Genomic DNA, 11438 nt, shown 5'->3' on the forward strand with positions numbered 1-11438 from the left:
GACATGAAAGATCTCAATAAATTATTTCGTGAATTGCAACAACAGAAATTGCAGGCGGTCACGCGTAGACATTTTTTGAAGGATTGTGTGGCAGGTGTGGGAAGCATTGCATTAGCTAGTTTTTTGGCAAGTTGTGGAGGTAACTCGGGCTCATCTGGAGCGATAGATCTAAATGCACTGAATCCACTAGTGCCGAAATCCCCACATTTTCCAGGAAAAGCAAAGAGCGTCATTTATTTGCATATGGCAGGAGCTCCTTCACAATTGGAACTCTTTGACTATAAGCCAGTGTTGCAGACATTACACAATCAACCTTGTCCAGAGTCACTATTAGCGGGAAAAACTTTTGCCTTTATTAGAGGAATTCCTAAAATGTTAGGCCCACAAGCGGCTTTTAAACAATATGGACAAAGCGGTGCTTGGGTATCCGATCATTTACCACATTTTAGCAAGGTTGTGGACGATGTCAGCTTCTTAAAAGCTGTGCATAGCGATCAGTTTAATCATGGTCCTGCCCAAATGTTTATGCAAACTGGTAGCGCAAGGCTGGGCAGACCAAGTATTGGGTCATGGGTGACTTATGGTTTGGGATCTGAAAATAGCAACTTGCCGGGTTTCGTTGTCTTGACTTCAGGAGGAAAAACTCCTGATGCAGGAAAGAGTGTCTGGGGATCTGGATTCTTACCATCCGTTTATCAAGGTGTACAATGCCGTTCGAAAGGAGATCCTGTAATCTATCTTGCCGATCCGGAAGGAATGAGCAGAGATTTGAAAAGGCATGCTATTGATGCAATCAATGACGTAAATAAGGAAGAGTATAATACCTATAAAGATCCTGAAACATTATCTCGAATAGCCCAATATGAGATGGCTTACAAAATGCAGGTGGCAGTTCCTGAGGTGATGGACATCAGTCAAGAACCCGCGCATATCCATGAACTATATGGTACAGAGCCGGGTAAAGAATCTTTTGCTAATAACTGTTTACTGGCGCGTAAACTAGTTGAACAAGGTGTTCGTTATGTTCAACTATTTGATTGGGGCTGGGATAGCCATGGTACAAATGCTTCTGATTCTATAGATCTGGGATTCCGTAATAAGTGTAGAGAAATCGACAGACCAATGACAGCTTTAATTATGGACTTGAAACAACGCGGGTTATTGGATGAGACATTAGTCGTATGGGGAGGAGAATTTGGGAGAACTCCAATGCAGGAAAATAGGGATAATAGTGATATGCCATTTTTAGGTCGTGATCATCATACGGATGCCTACACGATCTGGATGGCAGGAGGCGGAGTCAAAAAAGGGGTGACCTATGGCGAGACCGATGAAATCGGGTTTACAGGTGTCAGCGGAAGATCGTCCGTTCATGACGTACATGCTACTATGCTTCATCTACTTGGCTTTGATCATGAAAAATTTACTTATGAATTTCAGGGAAGGCCATTCCGTTTGACGGATGTTGAAGGTAACCTGATTAGTGCGATTGTTTAATAAATACGTGGAATGAAATATCTATATAGCATTATGCTTTTTGTTTTGTGGGCTCTACCAAATCAAGCTCAAGTAAATGATCATTTGAAGATCAAGTTCTACTGTACCAATTGGGGTATGGCTGAGTCGTGGGATAGTTACTGTGCCCGAGTAAGTCAAGCTGGATTTGACGGTCTAGAGACTTGGCTTCCCGCAGCAGGAGAAGAGCGTACAGCCATGTTTGATGCTTTAAAAAAACATAAGCTCTCTTTGGGTTTATTAAGTGGAGGTGGTGGTGCCAATTTTGAGCAGTATCTGGCTTCTTTTATAAAAAATGTTGAGGATGCCGCGCAACAAAAACCGGATTATATCAATTGTCATACTGGAAAAGAGTATTATACGTTTGAACAAAATAAAGCTTTAATTGATGCAGCAGAAGCCATTTCTAAAAAAACGGGTATCCCAGTTAGACATGAAACACACCGCGGCCGATTTAGCTTTGCCGCACATATTACAAAAAAGTATTTAGAAGAGATTCCGCATTTGCGTTTAACATTAGATATATCACATTGGTGTAATGTTCATGAGTCCATGTTATCAGATCAGAAAGAAGCCGTTCAATTGGCGCTTTTAAAGACTGGACATATACATGCTCGTGTTGGTCATCCGCAAGGACCACAGGTTAATGATCCCGCTGCGCCAGAATGGAAGCCTATACTGGATCAGCATTTAGCATGGTGGGATGAAATTGTACGTATCCATAAGGAAAATAAGGCAAAAGTTTTGACCATAACAACTGAGTTTGGTCCATCAGGATATTTGCCGACTTTACCCTATACACAACAACCTGTAGCCGATCAATGGAGTATCAATGTGTTCATGTTAAATCTTTTAAAAGCACGATATAAATCATGATGTTGTTTTTTGAAGAGCTCATGAATTTTACAGGAAGATGGCATCCAATTTTAGTACATCTTCCTATCGGAATGTTAATTATTGCCTTTATAAGGGCATTGTTTTCAAGAAGAGAACACTATAAAAATATAGGACCGGCAATATCATTATCGTTATTGTTAGGAAGTATCGCCGCAGTTTTAGCTTGTTTTACAGGATACCTGTTGTCTTTGCAAGGTGGTTATGAGCAAGAAACGTTGAATTTTCATCAATGGTTAGGGCTTGCTGTTGCGGTCATTAGTCTATTTTTGTATTTTCTTTATAAAGAGGGAGTCCGTTATTCTTTTATAGTAAAATTAAGATCTTATCGCCTGTTACTGTTATTTGTAATGTTTATTCTTATCGGTTTTACAGGTCACTTCGGAGGTACCTTGACACATGGCAAAGGATATTTTAAAGATGCGCTTCCCTCGGCAATTAAAGATGCAGTAGGGATCGAGCAGGTATCTGAAGAAACAATTTTACTGACAAATGTGCAACAAGTACAGGTGTATTCAGGGATTATCCAGCCTATTCTGAAACAAAGATGTGAAAGCTGTCACGGGGAGAAAAAGAAAGAAGGAGGTTTAGCTCTTCAAGATCAAGCCCATTTATTAAAGGGTGGAGATGGAGGAACGGTTCTTATCGCTAATGATTTAGAAAAAAGTGAATTATATGCTCGTTTGATTCTACCCGAAGGGCATAAAAAAAGAATGCCTCCAAAAGGTCGTAAACCAATTACCGCGGAACAGATTAAATTGATTGAGTGGTGGGTGAAAGAAGGTGCTGATTTTGGTAAAAAATCGAGTGACTTGGTACAGACTGCAGAGATTAAGGAGATTTTAGGGAAATTGGAGAAGGGAAGTGAAACTACTTCACCGTTTGAAGAACTTCCAGAAGCAAAGAAATTGCCTGTAGATTTTGTACAGCAGTTGCAAGCAAAAGGAATCAAGGTTTTGCCTATAGCCAGCAATAGTGAGTATGTAGCCATTAATGCCATTAACTATCCTGAATTTGATGATCAGGATTTAAAAGATCTTTTAAAGATCAAGGATAACATTGTGCAATTGAAATTGGGGAATACTGTTATAACTGACCAAGGACTTAAGATGATGACCGAATTTCCTAATTTGATGAAGTTGCATTTAGAAAATACGAAAATTACAGATGTAGGGATCGGTTATTTAAATGGGCATCCTGCATTATCATACATTAATTTATTTGCTGTTCCTGTTACAGATAAAGGGTTAGAAAAATTAAATAAAATGCCCAAATTGAAACAGATCTATGCTTATCAAACTAAAGCAACGTTAACCGGTGTTGAAAATTTGAAGAAGATCGCTAAACAAGTTGTGCTGGATACAGGATCTTATCAATTACCTTTTTTAGCTTCGGATACTGTTCGTTTTTGAAAACGGTCTATCAATTGAAGTCCTTATTGGTAGGTAACCTACGTGGCAAATTTCAATTTTTAAATGCTTTTTTTTAGCCTTATTTTTTAATAAAAAATATAAATCTAATAGGGTGATGTTTAAAAATTATTAAAGAAATGATTTTTATTCCTATTAGTAAAGGATTATAATTGTATTTTATCATTGGATTTATAATGAATATTATAAATCCAATGATAAATTTTTCTGCTTCCTTGTTAATATTAATTTTTCAATGCTAACGCCTTCTTCATTTCCTTGAAAGTAGCTTATAAATCCAAACTTTTCTAACAATTTTCTAGAAGCAATATTTTGTGGATGAATTACCGCAATGATATCTTTGTCCTGATCTATTTTCAATGCTAAAGATAATAGATGTTCACAGATTTTAGTTCCTAGACCTTTCTTCCAATGCTCTCTTTTGAGTAAATAGCCAATTTCAAAAACGCTATTATCTTTTTTGTAAAAGACTAGTTTGCAATCTCCTATGATTGTGTCATTTGCTGCGTCTAATACTTGAAAATAACCTAAACATTCATGCTGTCGGCCTAGATCCAGAATAAAGTCAAATTTTTTATTAGCATCAGCTACGGACATACCTTTTCCAGTGATGTATTTCATCACATCATCTTCCTTAACGAGATTGTGATAGTGCAAAAAGTCTTTTGCAGTATATTTTTTAAAGGTGAGTTTGGTAATCATATGTGATAAAAATTAGATCTTAGCAAATGGCGATTTTTTTATTTTGAGGTTTTTAAAGGTTTCATTATATGTGAATAAGTTAAAATATGGAATTTTTAAATAGAAATCATGTTTACCAAAAAATATTACTCTTTATGCCATTTCATTATCAGCTCAATTTCTCCTGTTTCAGCATCTATCAGTTCGGAAACCTCTACAAATCCCTTTTTTTGATAAAATGCTACACTTGGTCTGTTCTTTTTGTAAACTTTTAATTGGAGATTATGCCGCATTTTTTTGGCATGATTTAACAATAATGTTCCTACCCCTTGACCTTGACCATGTGGTGAAACAAAAATGGCAGCTACATCATTCTCTACGAGTGCAATAAAACCTAGAATTCTAACTCCACTGTCTAATAAGTATGTTTCTGAAGAGGGTAAATATTGTTTTCGCATGGCAATTTTATTTGCCTTCCAATATTCTTTTTTAATAAAGTCATGTGCTTGCAGTGATGCCTGGTACCATATTTCGACAAGCTGATCCAGATCAGCTTCATCTGCTTTTCTAATCATTGAATTATTCATAATCGCGTATTTATTGCATGTTTGTGTTTTAGTATTCATGGAGGATTTATGGTTTAATAGCTCTCTCATTCAAAAATAACATGCTTATACTTATTTTTAAATTGTTTTTGTTATTTTTTGCCAGTCAGCATAGCTTAATACCCCTAATTCAGGCTGTCCTTGACCGTCTAACATACTGATAAACTCCAGACTATTGCCATCAGGATCGTCAAAATAAATAGCAATAGCGGGCATCCATGCAAAAACCATTGGATCAGTACAACCGTTGTTTAAAAAATTGTAAGGTTTTAAATCATTTTTTTCTAGCCATGATACGGCATTGTCTCGTATAAATTCCAAATCACAATGAAATGCAAAGTGTCTTTTTTGAATCGGTGAAGGTTTTTCCCATAGCCCCAGCATCGCTTTTTTAGCGGGTGTCAACCAGAGAAATGCAATGCGACGGGGATGGTCGATATGTGCCAATTCCAAATTTAGGGTATGGGAATAAAATGCAATCGCTTCTTCCATATTGCTCACTTCGATATGGGTTTCAAATAGTCCATTAATCATAGTTTCTTGTTTTGATTTAGTCAAAGCTAACAAGAATATCACCATGGGTAGATAGCAGATATGCGGTAAAGCAGACCTTTTTTACGGTTTTGATCGGTAATCGGTAGGAGTCATGCCCCGTAATTTGTAAAAGAGTCGTGAAAAGTGATTGGCTGTGTCAAAGTTGAGCATGAGCGCAATCTGTTTGATGTTCATATCTCCATATTTTAACAAAAGTTCAGCTTCAACCATAAGCTGATTTTGAATTAAACGGAGTGCCGAATATCCAAGTTGATCATGTACACATTCGCTTAGGTATTTAGGTGATATATGAAGTTTATCAGCGTAAAATGCGACATCTTTAGCTATTTTAATATGCTCTTTTACTAAATTTCGAAAGCGCTGTGTAATTTGATATTTTCGATTAATGGAAGTATCCGAATTGATTAAACAAACTTCACAGATCCGGTTATATTCGTATAAAAGTTGGATGAGATAAAGACGAATCATGTCTATTCCAAATGGTTTACCATGATCAAGTTCCAATTTTATTTTTTTAAACTTATAGCAAAAATCATGAAATTCTATCCTTTTTAACGGAAATGTTGGCGCATATTCTGGATTTATAAATAAGAGGTCTTGCAGAATCTTGGTTTCAAATATACCTGTAGATAGGAGTGTGCTGTCAAAATTAATGATCTGTGCCGCATAATCGGAACTAGGACGCTGTAATGAATAGGTAGATAAAGGTGGGATTATAGTAATAGAACTTTTAGTTATTCGAAAAGTATGATGATCGATCTGTATTTCACAAAATCCTTTCATTCCTAAGATAAGCACGTAACAGTTTGTTCTCTGATCATTTATTGCCTTGAATTCTGATGCAGAGCATAATTCTATCTGTACGGTACTATCATTTTTCAATGTGTTAAGGAGTTCTTTTTGAGTCATTATTTACTATTATATTCTTAGTAGAGGTTTTATTTTCCTTTATTTTATCTATTCATGGTCTGACTTGTGCCAGATAACAAAAGTACAGCATATCTGCAGTAAATTTTCATGTATTCCTATGATAAAAAAATAAACCCCTTAAATCAATGACTTAAGGGGGTATTATCGGTTAGTAACCAGGGTTTTGTTCTAGCTTATTGTTTCCAGCAATAGCTTGATTCGGGACCGGGAAACGGTTGAGATGTATGCTATTAGAAGGGGAGTGATCCCACCAGTTTTCTGTCGTAAAGGCTTTCCATCTGATGAGGTCAGTTCTTCTACGTCCTTCTCCTAGAAATTCGATACTCCATTCATCGAGAAAACGATATTTATCTATATTAGCCATTGTTACTGGATTTAAATCAATATTGTCTTTAAAATTTCTTTTTCTGACCTCATTGATTAATGTGACAGCTTTACTTTTATCTCCGATACGAAATTCACACTCGGCTAACATATAATAGATTTCCGCTAATCGGATCACCGGCATATCTGCGCCCCATCGCAATGTATTATTAGCTAGATTCGGAATTGGAACTTTTACCAGACGAATTCCAGTATTTTCTTCACCTTCGGACATCTTTGATGGAAGTTGAGCCACAGAACTGTATTTTTTTCCTGGACCAACTTCTGAAAAACGTGCCACCTGATCTACAAAATTCAAGGGCTGTTTATTATATTCTTCACCGCCAAGAATGGCTTTCCCGTCTGGAGATAGATGAGGTCCCACAATGAACATACCTTCATAATTTTCAGCACCTAAATAGTGATAGGAGTTCTTTCGGAAATCTCCATTATTCAATGTTTCATAAGGTGATCCTAATTTAAAATCACTGATATATAGTGTACCATCTGGTTTTCTGGAAGGAGTAAGGTGGGCACCATTATTCCCACCCATATCTTGACTAAAATATTCACGTGTATTGTAATGGTAGAAGTCCGCATAAAACCAATTGTATTCTAACATTTTAAATTCTGAAGGCATAGACCATATGATTTCTGGAGAACTGTTGTTTTTGAAGCCATGAACCCCATTCCAGGTTGGGTCTAGTTGATAATCACCATATTCTTTATTGATGAGTGCCTGACTTAATTTTCTACTTTCCTCATACATCGGTTTACCAATATAAGTTTCCGCATTAAAATACAATTGAGCAAGCATCGCCGCTACAGCAGCTTTTCGTATTGCCCCTTCTTCTTTATCACCAGCTTTTTTTGCAGGTAAATTATTCAATGCTGCAGTTAGTAACTTTTCAATATGTAAAAAGAGTTCCTGATCGGTATTTCGAGGAAGTGATTCTTGATCTAGTGATTCAAAAATCGGCATTCCTCCAAAATAGTCCAATCCTCTCAAATAGAAGTATGAAATTAAAGCATCGAGTTGAGCCATATCAGCATTTTGGCGCTCAGCAGTTAAAGCAAATTTTGTATAATCCAATTTAGAAAGGTCATTTTTGGTATCCAGAGCAAGAGCAACTCCCATGAGGGTTCCACGCCAAGTTCCCCAGATCCAACCGTCATCTGCGGTCCATTTATGATAATGATATCGTTCATTTTCTCCACCATTATACCAATGTCTGCCCTTTGTCGTGATCGCAAAGTTGTCTGCGGTATACTCTTGTAGTCTCCAGCGATCTTCTCCCAGATACCATTTTGCATGTGTAAAAGGTCTAAACAAGGCTGCTTTAATATCTTTTTCACTTTTATAAAATGTTTCAGGAGTGACAGAACTATAAAATTCCTGATCTAATTTGGTACAGCCCTGAAAGATGAGTCCTGCAGATAGTGTTAATATCGATATGTATTTTTTCATGATTTTATTTTTAAAAATTAACTTGTAGACCCATCATAAAAGTTCTGGTTTTTGGATAGACATTCCTTTCTTCAAAACCAGGTTCAAGTCCATTGATGTTCACCTCCGGATCCAATCCGGTATAATTTGTAAATACAAACAAGTCCCTTGCGGTAGCGTAAATACGAAGTGACTTAATAGGTTTGATGAGCTGAGGATGGAATGAGTAACCTATATTTAGTGCATCAACTTTTAAGAATGTTCCTTTTTCAAGCCAATAATCACTCAATTCTTTTTCACCTTTGATATTTTTATGTTTGTCATAGGCTTCTGCCAAAACATTCTGTCCTTTCACATTTGGCAAACTGTAGTACATATTGATCATATTAAATACATCATGTCCAATCCAACTACGCATATAGATACTTGCATCCCAGTTTTTATAAGAGAACTGATTGTTCCAAGATAATTGAAGCGTTGGGATCGCATTGCCGACGAAGGCTTTATCGCCAACAGTTTTACTCCGTTCTCTAACATCAAATGTATTTCCATCTTTGTCGTATAGCTGCCAGTAACCATCATCTGTAAATCCTGCAAATTTCCAAATGTAAAATCTTCCTATATCTTCGCCTGGATAAAGTCTCACTGCTGATCCAGGAGAACCTGGCGCAGGAAAGTCTTTTCGATCAGTAAATGTTTGGCTGCCCCACAGGGTATTGAGGGTACTTTTATTATGAGACGCCACAATACCAGTACTATACGTGAAGTGCTCATTGGAGACTGCTTTGAAATTTAATTCAAATTCGTAACCCGTATTTTGCATGCTTCCCACATTCATCGTTGTTTTATCATGGATTGCTGGTGGTTGGGAGACGCTGATGTCATAAATAAGGTCATCTATTTTACGCTTATAGATGTCAATTCTTCCGCTCAGTTTATTTTCTAGAATTGAAAAATCTAGACCCAGATTATACTCTTTTTTTACTTCCCATTTGATATCAGGATTTTGATTGTGCATGACACCGTATGTTCTAAACCAATTACCATCTTGTAAAAACCAGGTATCAGCACTATACATTCGGCTCGCTACTTTAGCGTCAAAACCTTCATTTCCGGTTTCACCATATCCTGCCCGCAATTTTAAATCATTGATAAAACTAACATCACTTAAGAAGGGTTCTTGTGAGATACGCCATCCTGCAGATAGACCAGGAAAGAATCCCCATCTATTTTTGGGAGCAAACTTACTAGAACCCTCATAACGTGCTGTCGCAGTCAGGATATAGCGATCCAAATAAGAGTAATTGACACGACCAAAAAAAGCAGCTAATTTCACCCAGGGATTGCGCCATGAGCCCATACCTGCTCTACCTTCCACTAAATAGCTCCCAGTTCCCATATCATTTTCTTTAATGCCATCTACAGGGAAATCAGAGTTATTGGCTGAAAATCCTTGACCATTAAAATCTTGATAACTGTAACCTGCGACCGCATTTACCGCATGATCTGCCCATCGATTATTGTAATTAACCGTCCATTCAAATACCCGGTCATTATATTTGTTATAGTATTGTGAAGCATTTCCATCTACACCATCCTGCCTTGATAATCGATGTTGAGCGGATCGATAATAAGTGCCATGTTCAGAATTGTTTTTAACCCCAATTGTTGCACTTGTGGTTAGATGTTCGGTGAGATTGAGCTTTAACGTACTATTGGCTAACAGATATTTAAATTGTTTTAAATCTGATCTCAGTTTCACTTCGGCCACTGGATTCCAATAATCATATCCACCCACTAGTACATTAAATCCGCTGACGTCATTGACATCATAAGGAGTCTCTGTTGGGTTAAGCACCATTGCCATATTGAAAATGTCATTATTGCTCCCAAACGCTTTTGCTTCATTGTAGCTTACATTGGTGTTTAGTTCAGCAAACCCGTCAAAAAACTTAAAGGATGAATTGATACGTCCACCGATTTCTTCCCTTTTAGATGTAATGGCCATACCGGTAGCATCTCGTTTTGTAAAGGTCGTGTACACATTGGCATTTTCAGATCCGCCACTGATGTTGACCACTTGTCTATGGCTAAATGGATTGTTATTTGTCACTTCATCGTACCAATCTGTTTTGTGTCCCAGGTCATTACCGAGGCCATATTCAACAAATTTTTCAGCAGATAGGACTTCAGGTTTTTTGCGCACGGTTTCAATGAAATATTCTGAAGTAAAATTGACTTGTGCTTTTCCTATTTGAGGTCTTTTAGTTGTAATTAAAATAACGCCACCAGAAGCTCTAGTTCCATAAATCGCCGCGGCCGAAGCGTCTCGCAGCACATTAATTGATTCAATGTCTTCCTTAGCAACCGAATTGATATCACCACCAGGTACACCATCAATCACAACCAAAGGACCCTGAGATGCATTGACCGAATTAACACCTCGTAGTTGCAAGGAAATTCCTCCATTGGGATCAGTCCCGTTGGTGGAGATGACGCTTAGCCCTGGAACTTTTCCTTGGATAGCAAGTAATGGTGAGACCGCACCAGCGACCATGTCTTTTTGTTTGATGGTGGATACAGCACTGGTGAGTTCTTTTTTATCGATCGTACCATAACCAACTACGACAGCTTCTTCTAGGCTTTGTGCTACCGATATCATTTTGATATTGAGGACGGTTTCACCATTGTATCGAACCTCTTGTGTTGTAAATCCAATCATCTGGATGGAGATCACTTCATTTTTTTTGACATTGTTCAATTTGAAAATTCCATTCTGGTCCGAGGCGGTACTGTTGGGAGTACCTTTTACATGAATGGTAGCTCCGGCTAAAGGGCTTCCAGCTTCATCGGTGATACTACCGCTAAGTACTGACTGTAACTCATTACTGTAGTGGGTCATAGGCGATGCCATAGATGTGATCGCGTAGAAATTGGTACTAAACAGCAATAATTTGGTAGCTACTTTAAAATTGTTGATTTTAAATTTCATAAGCTAAAAGGTTTATAAGAGGTGTT

At 37.4% G+C, this 11438-nt stretch carries 9 protein-coding genes; 3 read left to right on the plus strand and 6 right to left on the minus strand.

Features of this window, described 5'->3' with window-relative positions:
• The first annotated feature begins 3 nt into the window (after positions 1-3).
• The 3 genes from C8N37_RS17490 to C8N37_RS17500 are packed head-to-tail and all read left to right on the plus strand — an operon-like array spanning position 4 to position 3821.
• Positions 4-1497 (plus strand): DUF1501 domain-containing protein, encoded by a 1494-nt coding sequence (locus C8N37_RS17490; protein WP_108160118.1) that lies wholly within the window; start codon positions 4-6, stop codon positions 1495-1497.
• A gap of 12 nt (positions 1498-1509) precedes the next feature.
• A complete protein-coding gene (locus tag C8N37_RS17495) occupies positions 1510-2391 on the plus strand; it encodes a sugar phosphate isomerase/epimerase family protein (RefSeq protein WP_244914462.1) in 882 nt (293 codons plus the stop codon).
• Positions 2388-3821 carry a DUF2231 domain-containing protein gene (locus C8N37_RS17500; protein ID WP_244914463.1) on the plus strand — a complete coding sequence of 478 codons (1434 nt, stop codon included), beginning with the start codon at positions 2388-2390 and terminating at the stop codon, positions 3819-3821. The genes C8N37_RS17495 and C8N37_RS17500 overlap by 4 nt, the downstream gene beginning before the upstream one ends.
• Before the next feature lie 201 nt (positions 3822-4022).
• On the opposite strand, the gene C8N37_RS17505 is transcribed toward C8N37_RS17500, so the two are convergent.
• From C8N37_RS17505 to C8N37_RS17530, 6 genes are all read right to left on the minus strand, one after another.
• On the minus strand, positions 4023-4541 hold the full coding sequence (locus tag C8N37_RS17505; protein WP_211322297.1) for a GNAT family N-acetyltransferase: 519 nt from the start codon (positions 4539-4541) through the stop codon (positions 4023-4025).
• Positions 4542-4666: 125 nt separating this feature from the next.
• Positions 4667-5146: an N-acetyltransferase gene (locus C8N37_RS17510; RefSeq protein ID WP_211322298.1), complete on the minus strand. Its 480-nt coding sequence runs from the start codon at positions 5144-5146 to the stop codon at positions 4667-4669.
• A gap of 57 nt (positions 5147-5203) precedes the next feature.
• Positions 5204-5659, minus strand: a complete 456-nt coding sequence (locus C8N37_RS17515; protein WP_108160370.1) for a VOC family protein — start codon at positions 5657-5659, stop codon at positions 5204-5206.
• A gap of 81 nt (positions 5660-5740) precedes the next feature.
• Positions 5741-6589: a helix-turn-helix domain-containing protein gene (locus C8N37_RS17520; RefSeq protein ID WP_108160120.1), complete on the minus strand. Its 849-nt coding sequence runs from the start codon at positions 6587-6589 to the stop codon at positions 5741-5743.
• 169 nt (positions 6590-6758) lie between these two features.
• On the minus strand, positions 6759-8441 hold the full coding sequence (locus C8N37_RS17525) for a RagB/SusD family nutrient uptake outer membrane protein (RefSeq protein WP_108160121.1): 1683 nt from the start codon (positions 8439-8441) through the stop codon (positions 6759-6761).
• A 10-nt stretch (positions 8442-8451) separates the two neighbouring features.
• Positions 8452-11412, minus strand: coding sequence for a SusC/RagA family TonB-linked outer membrane protein (locus C8N37_RS17530; protein ID WP_108160122.1), 2961 nt, complete (start codon positions 11410-11412; stop codon positions 8452-8454).
• Between the last annotated feature and the right edge of the window lie 26 nt (positions 11413-11438).

The sequence above is a fragment of the Sphingobacterium faecium genome (assembly GCF_003054045.1).
GTDB classification, from domain to species: domain Bacteria; phylum Bacteroidota; class Bacteroidia; order Sphingobacteriales; family Sphingobacteriaceae; genus Sphingobacterium; species Sphingobacterium faecium.

Excerpts from the sequence above, each read along its gene's own strand:
- C8N37_RS17515 (WP_108160370.1), bottom strand. The coding sequence starts at position 5,659 with ATGATTAATGGACTATTTGAAACCCATATCGAAGTGAGCAATATGGAA.
- C8N37_RS17525 (WP_108160121.1), bottom strand. The coding sequence starts at position 8,441 with ATGAAAAAATACATATCGATATTAACACTATCTGCAGGACTCATCTTT.
- C8N37_RS17520 (WP_108160120.1), bottom strand. The coding sequence starts at position 6,589 with ATGACTCAAAAAGAACTCCTTAACACATTGAAAAATGATAGTACCGTA.
- C8N37_RS17530 (WP_108160122.1), bottom strand. The coding sequence starts at position 11,412 with ATGAAATTTAAAATCAACAATTTTAAAGTAGCTACCAAATTATTGCTG.
- C8N37_RS17510 (WP_211322298.1), bottom strand. The coding sequence starts at position 5,146 with ATGAATACTAAAACACAAACATGCAATAAATACGCGATTATGAATAAT.
- C8N37_RS17495 (WP_244914462.1), top strand. The coding sequence starts at position 1,510 with ATGAAATATCTATATAGCATTATGCTTTTTGTTTTGTGGGCTCTACCA.
- C8N37_RS17500 (WP_244914463.1), top strand. The coding sequence starts at position 2,388 with ATGATGTTGTTTTTTGAAGAGCTCATGAATTTTACAGGAAGATGGCAT.
- C8N37_RS17505 (WP_211322297.1), bottom strand. The coding sequence starts at position 4,541 with ATGATTACCAAACTCACCTTTAAAAAATATACTGCAAAAGACTTTTTG.
- C8N37_RS17490 (WP_108160118.1), top strand. The coding sequence starts at position 4 with ATGAAAGATCTCAATAAATTATTTCGTGAATTGCAACAACAGAAATTG.